The 15,102-nt window shown below is 69.1% G+C and carries 11 protein-coding genes; 2 read left to right on the forward strand and 9 right to left on the reverse strand.

Going from position 1 to position 15,102, the window contains the following annotated elements:
* Nucleotide 1: 1 nt before the first annotated feature.
* Genes ccsB through hemL form a run of 6 tightly spaced genes read right to left on the reverse strand, consistent with a single transcriptional unit; the run spans nt 2 to nt 5,927 of the window.
* On the reverse strand, nt 2–1,036 hold the full coding sequence (ccsB, locus tag ACIA58_RS02420; protein WP_396401797.1) for a c-type cytochrome biogenesis protein CcsB: 1,035 nt from the start codon (nt 1,034–1,036) through the stop codon (nt 2–4).
* Complete coding sequence (locus ACIA58_RS02425; RefSeq protein ID WP_396401798.1) at nt 1,033–2,619, reverse strand: cytochrome c biogenesis protein ResB; 1,587 nt, start codon at nt 2,617–2,619, stop codon at nt 1,033–1,035. Before ACIA58_RS02425 ends, ccsB begins: the two co-directional genes overlap by 4 nt.
* Nucleotide 2,620: 1 nt before the next feature.
* A complete protein-coding gene (locus ACIA58_RS02430) occupies nt 2,621–3,364 on the reverse strand; it encodes a cytochrome c biogenesis CcdA family protein (RefSeq protein WP_396401799.1) in 744 nt (247 codons plus the stop codon).
* A gap of 4 nt (nt 3,365–3,368) precedes the next feature.
* Complete coding sequence (locus tag ACIA58_RS02435; RefSeq protein WP_396403296.1) at nt 3,369–3,935, reverse strand: TlpA family protein disulfide reductase; 567 nt, start codon at nt 3,933–3,935, stop codon at nt 3,369–3,371.
* Entirely contained in the window at nt 3,935–4,558 is a 624-nt protein-coding gene (locus ACIA58_RS02440; protein ID WP_396403297.1) for a histidine phosphatase family protein, read from the reverse strand. Before ACIA58_RS02440 ends, ACIA58_RS02435 begins: the two co-directional genes overlap by 1 nt.
* 37 nt (nt 4,559–4,595) lie before the next feature.
* A complete protein-coding gene (gene hemL, locus ACIA58_RS02445) occupies nt 4,596–5,927 on the reverse strand; it encodes a glutamate-1-semialdehyde 2,1-aminomutase (protein ID WP_396401800.1) in 1,332 nt (443 codons plus the stop codon).
* A gap of 256 nt (nt 5,928–6,183) precedes the next feature.
* Here hemL and ACIA58_RS02450 point away from each other — a divergent pair, with 256 nt between their 5' ends.
* Nucleotides 6,184–7,542 (forward strand): lytic transglycosylase domain-containing protein, encoded by a 1,359-nt coding sequence (locus ACIA58_RS02450; protein WP_396401801.1) that lies wholly within the window; start codon nt 6,184–6,186, stop codon nt 7,540–7,542.
* 103 nt (nt 7,543–7,645) lie between these two features.
* Here the strand turns inward: ACIA58_RS02450 and ACIA58_RS02455 are convergent, their stop codons facing one another.
* The 3 genes from ACIA58_RS02455 to ACIA58_RS02465 all read right to left on the reverse strand — a co-directional run bounded on the left by ACIA58_RS02455 (nt 7,646) and on the right by ACIA58_RS02465 (nt 14,318).
* Nucleotides 7,646–11,290, reverse strand: coding sequence for a S8 family peptidase (locus tag ACIA58_RS02455; protein WP_396401802.1), 3,645 nt, complete (start codon nt 11,288–11,290; stop codon nt 7,646–7,648).
* 133 nt (nt 11,291–11,423) lie between these two features.
* On the reverse strand, nt 11,424–12,386 hold the full coding sequence (locus tag ACIA58_RS02460) for an LLM class F420-dependent oxidoreductase (protein WP_396401803.1): 963 nt from the start codon (nt 12,384–12,386) through the stop codon (nt 11,424–11,426).
* A gap of 99 nt (nt 12,387–12,485) precedes the next feature.
* Nucleotides 12,486–14,318, reverse strand: coding sequence for a hypothetical protein (locus ACIA58_RS02465; protein ID WP_396401804.1), 1,833 nt, complete (start codon nt 14,316–14,318; stop codon nt 12,486–12,488).
* Between ACIA58_RS02465 and ACIA58_RS02470 the strand changes: the two genes are divergently transcribed.
* Nucleotides 14,317–15,087 (forward strand): hypothetical protein, encoded by a 771-nt coding sequence (locus tag ACIA58_RS02470; RefSeq protein WP_396401805.1) that lies wholly within the window; start codon nt 14,317–14,319, stop codon nt 15,085–15,087. The two genes, ACIA58_RS02465 and ACIA58_RS02470, sit on opposite strands and share 2 nt — an antisense overlap.
* The last annotated feature ends 15 nt before the right edge of the window (nt 15,088–15,102 follow it).

Consider the following 15,102-nt stretch of genomic DNA (forward strand, 5'->3'; position numbering starts at 1 on the left):
CTCACACCCCAGCGTAGGAGTGCATGCCGGAGACCAACAGGTTCACGCCGACGAAGTTGAAGATGAAGACGACCCAGCCGACGATCGCGATCGTCGCGGCCCGGCGGCCCCGCCAGCCCGCGGTCGCGCGGGCGTGCAGGTAGGAGGCGTACACCACCCAGGTCACCAGCGACCAGACCTCCTTGGGGTCCCAGCCCCAGTACCGGCCCCAGGCGTGCTCCGCCCAGATCGGACCGGCCACCAGTACGCCGAACGTCCACAGCGGGAACGCGAACGCCAGCACCTTGTACGCCGTGCCGTCCATCGCCTCGGAGCTCGGCAGCCGGCGCAGCGAGGCGGACATCGTGCCGCCGGCAAGGACCTTGCGCTCGGCGCGGGCCTTCACCAGGTACAGCACGGAGATCAGCCCGCCGACCGTGAACGCACCGCCGGAGGTGGCGGCCGCGGATACGTGGATCACCAGCCAGTACGAGTGCAGCGCCGGGACGAGCGGACCCGCCGGCGTGTACAGCGCCAGCGATGCGAGGCCGAGCACGGCGGTGATCACGAACGTCACGCCGAGTCCGAGCCACTGCAGCTTGTACCGCTGCACGAAGATCAGATAAACGATCGCCACCGCGAGCGAAGCCGTGATGGAGAACTCGTACATGTTGCCCCACGGCACGCGCCCCGCCGCGAGCCCGCGCGTCACCACACCACCCAGATGGAGAACAAACGCCAACCAGGTCAGCAGAAGACCGATCCGGCTGGCCGCATCCATCCGCTCGGAGGAAGCGGCGCCCTCGGCACCGGACGTGGAGGGCGCGGCTGAGCCGGAGCCGGTCGAGCCCGAGGCGACGGACCCCGTCGAAGCGGACGCCGCAGTGGCGGAGCCGACCAGAACCCCGGCATCGGCTTCCTGCTCCGCCGGAGCCTTTGCCACGGCGGTGCGGCCGAGGGCCCACTCCATGGCGTGTGAGACCAGGGCCAGGGCATAGATCACCGTGGCGGTGGGGATCAGCAAGTTGGAGACTTGTGCGTAGGTCTCCGGGCTCATGGCTGCTCCTCGTTGCTCGGGCCGGCGGGTCTAAGGCTCTTGGTGATGGCGTGGATCTCGTCGCCGAGGCCGCGTTCAGGGCCTCGGTCCAGACCGGCGACCTCGACAACGGTACGCCCGTCCTCGTCGCGGACGCGCACCCAGGTACGCCGCGGATGCACGAACAGCGAGCCCATCAGCCCGAGGATCGCCAGCAGGATGCCCGCCAGCGCGAGATCCGTGCCCGGGGTGTGGCTGACCTGCAGCTTCACCCACCGGCTGTAGCCGTTGAACGTGATCGACCCGGCCTTGTCCGGCAGCGGGACCGTCTGCCCGGGCGCGAGCTGGAACCGCCACTTGTCGCCGTTCTGCTGGAACTGCGTCAGCTTCGACTTGTCCAGCTGGTACACCGACTCCGGCTTCCCGGTCTCCGGCTGCGGCCGGCCGTAGTACCCGGTCATCACCAGCTCCGGGTTCAGGTCGTCGGGGAACACCGACACCGGACCGTTCTGGCCGATCACCGCGGTCGGCAGGAAGAAGCCTTCGAAGCCCAGCGTCATCGGCCGGGCGTCCGGCGCCTTGATCACGCCGAACGACGAGAAGTTCGTGTCCTGCGGCAGGAACGGCGCCGGCCCCGAGAACGCCACGTTCCCCTGGCCGTCCTTCACCGTCACCCGCGGCGCGTATCCGTGGCCGAGCAGGTAGACGCTGCTGCCGTCCAGCTTCAGCGGATGGTTGACCTGCAGCTCGTACGACTGCTGCGGCGCGTCCGGCGTCTGCTGGTAGTCCAGCTGCGCCTTGAACTCCCGCGCCGCGCCCTTCTGCGGTCCGTCCTCCTGGAACTTCACCTGGAAGTCCTTGACGGTCAGCGAGAACGGCGGCAGGTCGTCGTCACCGTTGAACGCGCGCCCCGGATTGAAGTCGTCGTACTGCGCGACCGTGTTCGAGAATCCGTTGCCCACGACAACCAGCACCGTGCCGCGGTACCCGAACAGCGAACCCCACGCGACGCCGACCAGCGCCAGGATCAGCGAGAAGTGGAAGAGCAGGTTGCCCGCCTCGCGCAGATAGCCGCGCTCCGCGCCGACCGCGCCCTCGTACGTCTGGACCCGGAACCGGCGCTTGCGGAGCTCCCGGGTCGCGGCCTCGAGGACGTCGCCTTCGGCATCGACCTCGAAGCGTTCGTACCCGGGCAAGCGGTTCAGGTTCCGCGGGGGCTTCGGCGGGCGGGCCCGCAGACCCTTCGCGTAAACGGACAGCCGGGGTACGACGCAACCGATCAGCGAGATGAACAGCAGCAGGTAGATCGCCGAGAACCACGCCGACTTGTAGACGTCGAACAGCCCGAGCTTGTCGTAGATCGGGCCGAGCGTCTTGTGCGCGGCGAGGAAGTCCGAGACCTTGATCGGGTCGATCGCCGTCTGCGGGACGAGCGATCCGGGCACCGCGCCGAGCGCGAGCAGGAACAGCAGCACCAGCGCGGTCTTCATCGACGTGAGCTGCCGCCAGGTCCACCGCAGCCAGCCGACCAGTCCCATCGCCGGCGGTGTCGACGGCTCCTCGGGCTTCGAGGACGCCGCGATCCGGTCCTTGACGTCGCTCATCTCAGACCGCCGATCCGAAGTTGGCGACCCACTGCCGCAGCTCCGCGGTCATCGCATCCCACACTCCCGTCAGCAGCAGCAGTCCCACCGCGATCATCAGTACGCCACCGATCCGGATCACCAGCAGCTGGTGCTTGCGGACCCACGCCACCGCGCCCAGCATCCGCCGGAACGCCAGGGCCGCGACGATGAACGGAATACCGAGCCCGAGGCTGAACACCAGCGCCAGCGCCGCACCCCGCCCGGTGCTGCCCTCGGTGGTGGCCAAGGTCATCACGGTCCCGAGCGTCGGACCGATACACGGAGTCCACCCGAATCCGAACAGTACGCCGAACAGCGGCGCCGCCGCGATCCCGACCGCCGGCACCCGGTGCACCCGCAGGTCCCGCTGCATGAACCCGAACCCGCCGAGGAAGACGATGCCGAGCACGACGGTCAGCCCGCCGAGCACCCGGGTGATCGCGGTCTGGTGATCGATCAGCAGATCACCGGCCTTGCCGAACACCACCCCGGTCAGGATGAACACCGCCGAGAACCCGGCCACGAACAACGCCGTACCGGCCAGCATCCGGCCGCGCTTGGCCGAGTCCAGCTCGGCAGCGGACAGGCCGGTGACGTACGACAGGTAGCCCGGCAGCAGCGGTACGACGCACGGCGAGAAGAACGAGATCGCGCCGGCGAGCACCGCGATCGGCAGTGCTACCAGCATCGACCCCGTCATCGAGTCGGCGAACCACTGTCCCATCAGCTCAACCGGCGTCCTTCACCATGCCGAGCAAAGTCTGCTTCGTGACTTCGCCGACGACCCGCCCGGCGACCTTGCCGGTCTTGTCGATCACCAAGGTGGTCGGGATCGCCGCCGAGGAGATCTGGCCGCGGAACCGCAGCAGGCCCTTGCCGTCCGGGTCGTAGAGGTTCGGGTACGGAACCCCGAACTCCTGCACGAACTTCTTCGCCTGCGCCGGATCGAGGTCACGCGTGTTCAAGCCGATGAACTGCACCGACGGGCCGAGCTCCTTCGACGCCGCGACCAGGTCAGGCGCTTCCTTGCGACACGGCGGACACCACGAGCCCCACACGTTCAGTACGACGACCTTGCCGGACTGGTCGGACAGCGTCCAGGTCTTCCCGTCCAGCGTCTTCCCGGTCAGCTCCGGCGCAGCCTTCCGGTCCGCCGCCGCGAACACAGACACGTTGCCGGCGCCGCTGACGAAGCCCGACTGGCCCTGGCGGTTCTGCGACGCCTGCTGGCCCGAGCTGCACCCCGCGACGAGGAGCAGTCCGGCCACCACGACCGCCGTACGACGAATCATCATCACGCGCCGCCGACGAACTTCTTCGGGTTCTTCACCGGCAGCAGATCCTTCGCCGGTTCCGAATAGCCGACCGAGACGATCTGGTCGCCGTGGAAGGTGAACGAGGTCAGGCTGGCCAGGCTGCACTGCCGCTTGCGCGGGTCGTGGAGCATCCGGCGGCCTTCGATCGCGGACCGGACGATCCAGATCGGCAGCTGGTGCGACACGATCAGCGCCTCGTGCCCGGCGGCCTTCTCGCGGGCGGTCTCGATCGCGTCCCGCATCCGCCGGACGAGCTGCTGGTACGGCTCACCCCAGGACGGCTTCCACGGGTTCCGCAGCAGCCACCAGGCGCTCGGGTTCTTCAGCGCGCCGTCGCCGACGCCGAACTTCTTGCCCTCGAACAGGTTCGCCGCCTCGATCACCCGCTCGTCGATGTCGGGCGTGATGCCGAACACCTTGGCGATCGGCTCCATCGTCTCCTGGGCCCGCTCCAGCGGCGAGCTGACCAGGTGCACGATGTCGCGGCCCTTGACGTGCTCGGCCACACGCTCGGCCATCGCACGGCCGAGCTCGGACAGGTGGAAGTCGGGGATCCGGCCGTAGAGCACGCCGGTCGGGTTGTGCACCTCGCCGTGACGCATCAGGTGCACGACCGTCGTTTCGGTCACCGCTGTCCCTTCAGTTCTCTACTGTCGTTACTGCGGCTGCCGCCCGAGCAGCCGGGGCGAGGGCCGACTCCAACGCGGCCAACGCGTCGTCGTCGATGGCCGCACTGACGAACCAGGCCTCGAAGGCGCTCGGCGGCAGGTAGACGCCGGCGTCCAGCATGGCATGGAAGAACGCCGTGAACCGTGGCAGCACCTGAGCGTTCGCACCGGTGAAGTCCCGGATCTCGGCAGGTCCCTCCGAGGACTCCACGAAGAAGACGCTGAAGAGGTTCCCGGCGGCCTGGATGACGTGCGGCACACCCTCCTTGTCCAGCGCCGTCGACACGAGCCGCTGGATCGTGAGCGACGTCTCGTCGATCTTGGCGTAGACCTCGTCGGTCGCCAGCCGCAGCGTGGTCAGACCGGCCATGGTCGCGATCGGGTTCCCGGACAGGGTCCCGGCCTGGTAGACCGAGCCCTCCGGCGCCAGGTGGGCCATCACGTCGGCGCGGCCACCGAAGGCAGCGGCCGGGAAGCCGCCGCCCATCACCTTGCCGAACGTCATCAGATCCGGCTGCACGCCGTCGACGCCGTACCAGCCGGAGCGGGTGATCCGGAAGCCGGTCATCACCTCGTCGGAGATGAACAGCGCGCCGTTGTCGCGGCAGGCCCGCGCCAGGAACGCATTGAAGTTGTCCCGCGGCGGGACGACGCCCATGTTGCCCGGCGACGCCTCGGTGATCACGGCGGCGATCTGGTCGCCGTACTCCGCGAACGCGGCGGTGACCGCGGCCTGGTCGTTGTACGGCAGGACGATCGTGTCGGCCGTGGTCGCCTCGGTGACACCCGGCGTACCGGGGATGCCCAGCGTGATGACGCCGGAGCCGGCCTGGGCCAGTAGCGCGTCCACGTGACCGTGGTAGCAGCCGGCGAACTTGATGATCTTGGCGCGCCCGGTGAACCCGCGGGCGAGCCGGAGCGCGGACATCGTGGCCTCGGTCCCGGACGACACCAGCCGGACCTTGTCCACCGGCGTCCGGGCCACGATCTCCTCGCCGAGCAGCACTTCGGTCTCGGTCGGCGTCCCGTACGACGTACCCCGGCCGACCGCGGCCTGGACGGCGGCGATCACCTCCGGGTGAGCGTGTCCGAGCAGCAACGGGCCCCAGGAGCAGACCAGGTCGAGATAGCGGTTGCCATCGACGTCGGTCATGTGACATCCGTCACCAGATGTCATGAATCGCGGTACGCCGCCGACGGCGCGGAACGCACGTACGGGAGAGTTGACCCCGCCCGGGGTGACTGCGGAGGCCCTGTCGAAGAGCTCGGCGGACTGTTCTGTGTGTGCGGGCACGCCGGACATTCTCCCCGACCGGGTACGCGGGCCGGTGGGCAGGTCGGTCCGAATTACAGCGGTGGATCGTGCGCAGGGGGTTCACAGGCGCTTTGTTACGCGCCAGTATGGGTACCCGGTAACCGCACGTACACGGTCTCGTCCGGCGCGTAACCCACGCAACGGGGCGGACGTTAGACCTATTACGGCAGTAACCGGGAAAGACACAAAGACTGTCCGCGGCGTGGGGCCGGGCTGGTCGATGAGTCACGGAGGGGAATCATCGATGGCGAAGGGCAAGCGCCGCGCCACGGGTAGCGGGTGGCGTCAGGTGGCGCCGCTGATCCCGTTGGCGCTGTTCGCGAGCGCATTCACCGTCAGTGCCACGGATGATCCGGCGGTCGCCACGGCGTCGCTGGAGCAAGGTCTGTCCGGAGGCAAGTCGGTCGTCGTGCCGAAGCAGCCGATCTCCGAGCCGGCCAACGTGCCGGTGCCGGGATCGGTCGGCCAGGGCGTCGATCCTGGCGAGCAGCCGACCCAGGTCGTCTCGGGACTGTCGAAGAACGGCATCCCGAACGCCGCACTGAAGGCGTACTCCCGGGCCCAGCAGGTGCTGGCCCAGGTCGACCCGTCCTGTCACCTGCCCTGGACGCTGGTGGCCGCGATCGGCCGGGTCGAGTCCAACCACGGCCGCTTCGGCGGCAACGCGCTGAACTCGCAGGGCGTCGCGATCCCCGGCATCTTCGGCCCGCGGCTGGACGGCTCGTCCGGCATGGCCAAGATCTCCGACAGCGACGCCGGAGCGTTCGACGGCGACGGGGCGTTCGACCGCGCGGTCGGCCCGATGCAGTTCATCCCGGGCACCTGGCGGGCCATGGGAGTCGACGGCGACGGCGACGGCGTGCGGAATCCGCAGGACATCGACGACGCGGCCATGTCGACCGCGGTGTACCTGTGCTCCGGCAAGACCGACCTGTCCAAGGCCTCCGACGTCAACTCGGCCGTCCTGCGCTACAACCACTCCCAGCAGTACGTCGACCTCGTGGTCAGCATCGCCAAGGCGTACGCCGGTGGCAGCTGGATCGCGGTCGGCAACGGGACCGCCGGCGACGACGTCGACGAGGCCCGCGGCCAGATCGGCGGCGAGGACATCAACGCGCCGTCGGACAAGAACCTGCCGAAGACGATCGACCTGCCGACACCGCCGCCCGGGGTGATCACGACGCCGACGGACGAGCGGGACGAGACCCGGCCGACCGTCGTGCCGACCGACCGCCCGACGTCGAAGCCCACGCCTGGCAAGCCGACGTCGAAGCCGACGCCCGGTAAGCCGGACCCGACCAAGCCGACGTCGAAGCCGACCATCCCGACCACGACCACGCCCGGCGTCTCGACCCTCACCACGGCCGTCGGCCTGATCGTCGGCACGGTCGGCTCCACCGTTGGCGAGCTGCAGACTGCCACGACGTACTGCCAGTCCGAGATGGCGAAGGTGACGATCACCAAGCCGACCCAGGACCAGCTGCAGAAGTGCGTGACCGCCTACCAGACCGGTGGGGCCAAGGCGGTCGACCAGGTCATCCGCAACCTGCTGTCCCTGCTCGGACTACTGGGCGTTCTCGGTGGAGGCATCCTCGGGAGCTGAGCCCTCACAGACCGGCGCACCTGCCCCCACCCCTCCCTAGGTGCGCCCCTGGCGACGCCACGGAGCACATCCCCCCGGCTTCGTGGCGTCGCCTTTTTAACGTTCAGTTCTGCCAGGCCCTGTCGATGGTCTGGGTGATGCTGTTACCGATCAGATCCTTGGCGGTCACCCGGATGCTCGGATAGGAACCGGCCGGGACCTGCGCCCGGACAGTGCCTCCGATCCCCCTCAGCGACAACTTCTGCCAGGTCTTCCCGTCGAACGAGATCTCGGCCGTCGTCCGGAAGATCCCCGGACCACGCACACCAGGCTGGTAGCGCGGTGTCAGCTCGAGCCACCCGTTGGTGTGCTTGTAGTCGACCTGCACGAGAGGCAGCACCGCCCGGCTCCTGGTCGGCACCGACAGGAAGTGCCACGTCGTGTGTGTCGACGTCGACGTGGTCGTCCAGCTGTTCGGACCGCGCTGCTGGTCCAGTGTCAGGTCGTACCACGCGGCTCGTTCCGGGACGGCGAACTGCCCGACCGACCAGCTCTTGCTGCCGAGCTCGACTCCGTTGCTGCTCAGCTTCATGCTCGTCACGTCGCCGCGGTCGCCCCAGGCGAACACGCTCCGATCGCCGCTCACGTACTGCGGGATCGCGATCCGCAACGCGTTCTCGAACCGCGCCGGCGGCCACCCCTGCGCCACATCACCGGCCGCGTCCGACAGCCCCGGTACGGCGGGACGCGTCAGCGGCTCCCACCAACTCCGGGTGGCGTGCTCGTCCGGGCGATAGCCGCGGGGAACCGAGGATTCGCTGCCGCTCTCATTCCACTCCCCGGCCACCGCCGTCTCGTCCCAGGTCACGCCCTTGAGGTCGGTGACCAGGTAGTCGGTACGGGTGACCGGACCGGTCACCTCGCGCGACGAGGTCAGCCCGACGGCGGTCCCCGGCAGGTGCGCGCTCCGCTCGTCGTGGTGCGTGGGGAACACGTCGTTGCGCTGGTAGTTCATCGTCACCACGGCCGGGTGCATCTTCGCAACGTCGTAGGTCAGCGGGCCCTTCACCGTCGACTGTCCGAGGACGACGTCGTACCGGTAGGTGCTGTCGCGGACTCCATTCAGTTGCAGCGACACCGGACCGTTCGCGAGTACGCCGAGCAACTGCCTGCCCTGCTCGGCGCGCAGGAGGTAGAGCGGGATGCCTTGCTCGGATCCGGTCGACCAGTAGCCGGGCGCCTCGTTGTAGAAGAAGACGACCTTGGCACCCGCCGCCTTCGCGGCCTGCAGCTGGGCGTTCATCTCGTCGGTGGACCTCCAGCGGATCAGCGCGATCTTGTCCTTGGCGCCGGTCAGCTCGGCCGGCGTACCGTCACCGCCGTTGTAGAGCGGCAGGTTCTCGTGCCCGACGAACACGGTCCAGGAGGATCCGGCTCCCGGGGTCGGCAGCCGGCCCACGCCGGGTACGTCCACGGTCAGCTGCGGCTGGGCGATGTCCCAGCGCTGCAGGACCTGGAAGGTGCCGTCCGCAACCTTGCCGAAGTCCTGCGAGTACACGCCGTCGGCCACCTTGCCCTTGTCCACCCAGCCGGAGACGGCATCGCGGTCGCCGACCTTGCGATGCCAGGCGAGAGCGACGCTGTACGCGTCGGCCGGCCGGGGCGTCTTGATCGTCACCTTGTGCGCTGTCCGGGCGTCGAACGTGAAGGTGCGGTCGGTGCTGATCAACACGTCCGGATCACCCAGCAGCGTGGTCGAGTTGACCTGCTTCGCCTCGTCACCGCCGAAGGCGTACGCCATCACGCTGTAACGCCCGGTCGGTAGGTCGAGGGTCTGGCTGCCGGTCTGGTCGAACGCGATCAGGTTCACTTTGCCGGTGGCCTGGTTCCACAGCTGCACCCCGCTCGAGCCGACGGCGGCGGTCGCGGGCTTGCCGTCGCGGCCGATCGCCTTCACGGTCACATGGTTCAACCGGCCGCCGGCCGTGAACCCGAGCCCGGTGCGGACCGAGGTGTTCCCGGTCCGCGCCGTCAGTACGCCGGCGTAGTTGGTGGCCGGTGTCCTGGCGAGGTCGAGCGTGACCGTCGCGGAGGCAGTGCCGCCGGCCGGGACAGTCAGACGCGAAGGTCGCACGGAGATCGCGGCCTTCACGTGCGCCGGGGACTGTACGTCGAGGGACAGGTCGAGCGTCACCGGACGGTTCGAGTGGTTGTGGTAGGCAACAGTCCGGGAGACCGGTGCGGGAGCGGCCGGTCCGGTCCAGGAGAGGTCGCCGAAGTACAGGTTGGCGGTGTCCGGGAGGACCTTCGGGTCGAGCGCGTTCGGGATGTCGATCCGGCCGAGACCCTGCTGGTCGGTGCGGGCGCCGGCGGACGGGACAGCCGTCGATGCCAGCGCTGCCTTCAGCTCCGGGCCGGTCCAGTCCGGGTGCCGCTGGGCCAGGATCGCGGCGGCGCCGGCGACGTGCGGCGTCGCCATCGAGGTGCCGCTCATCGCGGTGTAGTACTGGCCGAGGATGTGACCCAGCTCGGTGCCGGCGGCCCGGGCGGCGGCGATCTCGACGCCCGGCGCGGTCACCTCGGGCTTCAGCGCGCCGTCGCCGATGCGCGGGCCACGGCTGGAGAAGCTCGCCAGGCTGTCGTTCTGGTCGACCGCACCGACGGTGAGCGCATCCGACGCCGCGCCCGGCGCACCGACGCCCTGCTCGACGCCGGCGTTACCGGCCGCGATCACGAACAGCGTGCCGCTCGATTCCGACAGCCGGTCGACGGCCTCGCTCATCGGGTCGGTGCCGTCCGTCGCCAGGCCGCCGAAGCTCATGCTGACAACCTTCGCGCCTTGCTGGACGGCCCACTCCATGCCGGCGATCGCCTCGGAGTCGTAGCCGTCGCCGGTGTTGTCGAGTACCTTGCCGATCAGCAGGTCCGCGCCCGGCGCGACACCCTTGCGCTTGCCGTCGGACGCAGTACCGAGGCCGGCGACGATCGAGGCGGTGTGGGTACCGTGTCCGAACAGGTCCTGGACTGCCTCGTCGGGGACGAAGCTCTCCGATGCGACGACCTGCTTGGCGAGGTCGGGGTGGCCGGCGTCGTACCCGGTGTCGAGGACGGCCACCTTGACACCATGGCCGTCGTACCCCTGCTTCCAGGCGGTCGGGGCACCGATCTGTTTGTCCGACTGCTCGTCGGTGGCGTGAGTACGCCCGTCGAGCCAGATCTTGGTGACCTGATCGGACTTCAACGTGGTCGGGCCGCTGATGCCGTCCCAGAAGGCCTTCGCGTCGGACTTCTGTACGGTGACCGCGGAGCTTCCGACGCTGCTGAGGGTACGGCGGAGCGTGGCCGCGGCCGGCGTGCTCGGAACGCTGCGCAGGGATGCCGGCGCCGTGAGGAGGAGGGGCAGTCGATCGCTGCTCGCGTCGTCGTACCCCTGCGCAGCGAGTTCGGTGAGGTTGAACAGGCGCTTGTCCAGCCGTCCCGCGGTCAGCAGCGGGTAGGCCTCGGACGGGATCAGGCTGAGCTCACCGTCGAACGTGCCGAAGTAGTACGGCTCGTCGTCGGTCAGCCGCGCGGAAACCTGGCCGTCGGCGTTGGTGGTCAGCTCGGCGACGTCGCCGGTGACGAGGGTGATCCGCTTGACCGACGCACCCGGCGTCGGATCGGCAGCGGCAGGCAGGGCGGCGTGCGCCGGGGTGGTCGTCAGCAGCAGGGAACTGACGACCACCGCAGCGAGCAGACCGGATGCGAACCGGGGCGTTCGGGGAAACACAGGCGGACACCTCCCGATGCCCCGACCCATGCGAGGCCATCATCGGGAGCCTGTCAGTTGCCTTCAGCCCCGGTCCACCGGTCCGTCTGACGTACACCCGCCATGACCGGTACCGGTCAGGCCCACTTTTCTTTCAGCTGAAGCGCTTGGTGATGTTCTCGACGCGCTCGAGCAGGTCGAGGTCGTAGGCGACGCCGGGGATGTAGAAGATGACGTAGTCGGCGCCGGCCTCGAGGACCGCCTCGACCTTGTTCGCGATCTCGTCCTCGGTGGTGATCAGGTTGTCCCGGTCGAACTTCTCCCGGTTCATCGGGCCGAGCGCCTTCTCGGTCGCCTTCTGCGGGTCGTCGCCCTTGTCGATCGGGAAGACGTTGAAGTTCGTCGACTTGATGATCTCGTCGTAGTCCCGGCCGACCTTCTGGCAGTGGCCGCGGAGGATGTCGGCCTTCTCCCTGAACGTCTCCGGGTTGCCGCCGCCGATGTTCGCCGCGTCGGCGTACTGCGCGACCAGCTTCAGCGTGACCTTCGGGCCGCCGCCGCCGATCCAGAAGCTCGGGTGCGGCTTGCGGACGCCCTTCGGCTCGTTGATCGGCGCGTCGATCGAGTAGTACTTGCCGTTGTAGACCGGCTTGTCCTCGGTCCACATCTTGTAGATGATCTCGGTCGCCTCGCGGAACGCGGCCATCCGCTGCGGGATGTCGGTCCACTCGTAGCCGTATGCCTTCCACTCGTGCTCGTACCAGCCCGCGCCGATGCCGGCGTACAGGCGGCCGTGGCTGGCGACGTCGACGGTGGACGCGATCTTCGCGTACAGCGACGGGTTGCGGTACCCGTTGCAGCCGACCATCTGGCCGATGTTCACCCGCTTGGTGTCGCGGGCCAGCGCCGCGGTCGCGCTCCAGCACTCGAACGTGGTGTTGTCACTCGGCTCCGGCACCGTGTGGAAGTGGTCGAACAGCCAGATCGAGTCCCAGGACTGCTCGTCGGCGCGCTTGGCGACGTCCGTCATCGCCTCCCACTGCTCGATCGGATCGGCGATCTGCGCCAGATCCATCTTCCAGCCCTGCGGGACGAAAACCCCGAAACGTGTAGTCATACCGCCATCCTTTCCGGGGATGGCGGTATCGGTCCATCACTACGAGTACTGAATTTGCACTCAATCGGACCACTGCAGCTTCTTAATTCACCCGGCGATTCACCGGGCGCTCAGGACCCCCGCTCCGAAGCCGGGACCGCTGCGGTGGACGGCCCGCAGCGCGAGGATCGCATTCAGCGCGACCGGCGCCAGGCGGCCGCCGAACTCCTGCCGGGTCAGCGCCGCGACACCGGCTGCGCTCGGCGCGGAGGCCGACGTCCCCGGGAACACGCAGGCGCCTTGCGTCGTGGTCGGGCAGGTTCCGGCGCCGAAGCCGCCGGCTCCGCTCACCGAGACCGTGTCGGACGCGACCCAGGACGGCGCGGGGAAGCTGAACGAGCCCCCGCCCGGTACGCCGCGGCACGGGCCGGGCTTGCCACCCGGGCAGCGGGTCGTCGTGACGATCTGGATCGGGCCGGTTCCGCTGTACGGCTGCAGCGGGGTCGCCTTGGGATCGACCGACACGTTCGCGCCGACGGCGCCCGCGCTGGTGGCGAAGCCGAGGTAGTTGGAGTCCGGGTTCATCGACCCGGCCCGGTCCGCCGGGTCGACGTTCGCGACGCCGGCCGTGAGCGCACGCCAGCGCAGGTCGAGGATCGGCGCCTTGCGGGCCGTCGAGGTCCCCTGGACGTCGACGACAAGCTTGACCGGCTGGGCCGCGTCGGTCGTGTTCTGGTAGATGAACTGCTCGATGGTGTCACCGACGCCGTTCGCCTGCACCGCGTTGCTGACCGCGAGACACTTCGTCCCGGTGCCATCCATCAGGTAGAGGTTGAGGTCGGTGAACCCGCCCTGGCCGGCGGTCGGGTAGATCGCCCGCGGCTCGCTCCACTGCAGCGTCGGCAGAAGCGCCGCGCCGGGCTGCAGGGTGAGGTCGTACGACGTGTCGCTGCCGCGCAGCTTCACCACGTTGTCGGGTGCGGTCGGGCAGCCGGTGAACGGTCCGGTCACGCCGTCGGGACCTGCGCCCGTGCCGGTCGCGGTCATCCGGGGCCCGTGCCGGGTGCCGAGGTTGCCCGCCGACGAGCTGACCCAGATCCCGTGCCTGGCGAGCGTTTCGGCGGTGGTGGCGCCGAGGCCCTGCTGGAACACCGGCTCGTCGTCCAGCGCGATGTCTTCGGCGATCATCGTGACGCCGGCGTTCGCCAGCACGTGGAAGGCCTCGAAATAGTCCGCGTTGGTGTCCAGCGTGCTCGCGAAGGCCAGCTTCGCACCCGGCGCCATGTCGTGGATGATCTCCATCATCCCGGTGCCTTCGTCGTCCTCGTACGACGCCGACTGCTGGAGGACCTGGATCCCGGCCGGCAACTCACCCGCGGCCACCGAATCGGCGAGGTGGTCGACGTCGCCGGAGATCACCCCGATCTTCTGACCCTTGCCGGTGAGACCGCGGGCCTGCGCCTTGTCCGCCTTGTGCAGCTGGACGCCTTCGGCGGTGATCGGGCCGACGTCGACGGCGGGCCGCAGCGACGGTCGCAGGGCGGTCACCCAGTCGAGCGCGGCTACTGCGTCCAGCTTGTCGTACGGCACGGACGCGGACACGAGGCCCGTGGTCGGTAGGTCGACTCCAGGAACGGCCTTGAAGTCGGCGGCGTTCTTCTCCACCGAGACACCCAGCGAGGCGAGCTGCGCCTGCTGCTGCGCGGTGATCGGTGCGGCGGCGTACACCTGGACGCCGAGGCGGCCGGGGCTCTCGGCGCTCATGGCCCGGGACTGGATGCCGGCCGACTTGCCCTTGACCGCCGCAACCTTGGCAGCATCCCGCAGCATCGTCGGCACCTTCGCCGACGCTGCCGGGTCCTGCGTGGATACCGCGGAGGCGGGTGACACCACCGCGACCACAGCCATCGGAACGACCAGCGCCACGCTGCTCAGCACATACCGGAGCTTCATGGAGTCCCCTCCCCCTCGTTGCCGCGACCACAGTCACCCAACCGACAACCAACTGTCCAGACTTCGCGTCCTACCCGAACCGACTCAAGGGAGAACTCTCATCGACAAGTTCGACCAGCTGTTCACCGACGCCGCCCGGCAGATTGCACAGGGCACCCATCAGCGCGACGAGCTACCCAAGGACGGCGGCCGCTGGCCTGTTTCCGTCGTACTGCGGCCTCCCCTGGACGAGCTCGCACACGCCCTCGACGCCCTGACGGCAGAGGCCGCCGCGCTGGCCGGCCCCGGCCACTGGGAGACCGGCCAACTCGGCTCCGCCCACCTGACCGTCCGCGCGCTCGAACCGCGCCGCGACGTGATCCCGCCGGACGATCCCACCCTCGCCCGCTACCGGTCCGCCCTCCACCGGGCGACAGTCGCCGGCGACTGGCCCGCTCGCTTCCGGATCACCGGCCTGACCCTGACTCCGGGCTCGGTAATGGCCTGCGCCGAGTCGCTCGACGCCAACGCGGACGTCTTCAGCGACCGACTCGCCACGGAGCTCGGCCCCGACGCCTGGTACGAGCCCGACCGCCGCGACATCTGGTACCTCAACCTCCTCCACTTCACCACCGGCATCGCACGGCCGACCGAGCTGATCGACTGGGTCGCCGCCCACCGCTGTACCCCCATCGGCACCACCACGATCCCCACCGCGGAACTGGTCCGCTCCGACCACCACCAGAGCGCCAGACCGCACATGCGGCCGGAGGCCGTGAGAGCGCTCTAGTTCCGGAACCGGCGA

This window comes from Kribbella sp. NPDC051586, from assembly GCF_044453965.1.
GTDB lineage: Bacteria > Actinomycetota > Actinomycetes > Propionibacteriales > Kribbellaceae > Kribbella.

Excerpts from the sequence above, each read along its gene's own strand:
- ACIA58_RS02465 (WP_396401804.1), bottom strand. The coding sequence starts at position 14,318 with ATGAAGCTCCGGTATGTGCTGAGCAGCGTGGCGCTGGTCGTTCCGATG.
- ACIA58_RS02440 (WP_396403297.1), bottom strand. The coding sequence starts at position 4,558 with ATGCGTCACGGCGAGGTGCACAACCCGACCGGCGTGCTCTACGGCCGG.
- ACIA58_RS02435 (WP_396403296.1), bottom strand. The coding sequence starts at position 3,935 with ATGATGATTCGTCGTACGGCGGTCGTGGTGGCCGGACTGCTCCTCGTC.
- ACIA58_RS02450 (WP_396401801.1), top strand. The coding sequence starts at position 6,184 with ATGGCGAAGGGCAAGCGCCGCGCCACGGGTAGCGGGTGGCGTCAGGTG.
- ACIA58_RS02430 (WP_396401799.1), bottom strand. The coding sequence starts at position 3,364 with ATGGGACAGTGGTTCGCCGACTCGATGACGGGGTCGATGCTGGTAGCA.
- ACIA58_RS02425 (WP_396401798.1), bottom strand. The coding sequence starts at position 2,619 with ATGAGCGACGTCAAGGACCGGATCGCGGCGTCCTCGAAGCCCGAGGAG.
- ACIA58_RS02470 (WP_396401805.1), top strand. The coding sequence starts at position 14,317 with ATGGAGTCCCCTCCCCCTCGTTGCCGCGACCACAGTCACCCAACCGAC.
- ACIA58_RS02460 (WP_396401803.1), bottom strand. The coding sequence starts at position 12,386 with ATGACTACACGTTTCGGGGTTTTCGTCCCGCAGGGCTGGAAGATGGAT.
- ccsB (WP_396401797.1), bottom strand. The coding sequence starts at position 1,036 with ATGAGCCCGGAGACCTACGCACAAGTCTCCAACTTGCTGATCCCCACC.
- hemL (WP_396401800.1), bottom strand. The coding sequence starts at position 5,927 with ATGTCCGGCGTGCCCGCACACACAGAACAGTCCGCCGAGCTCTTCGAC.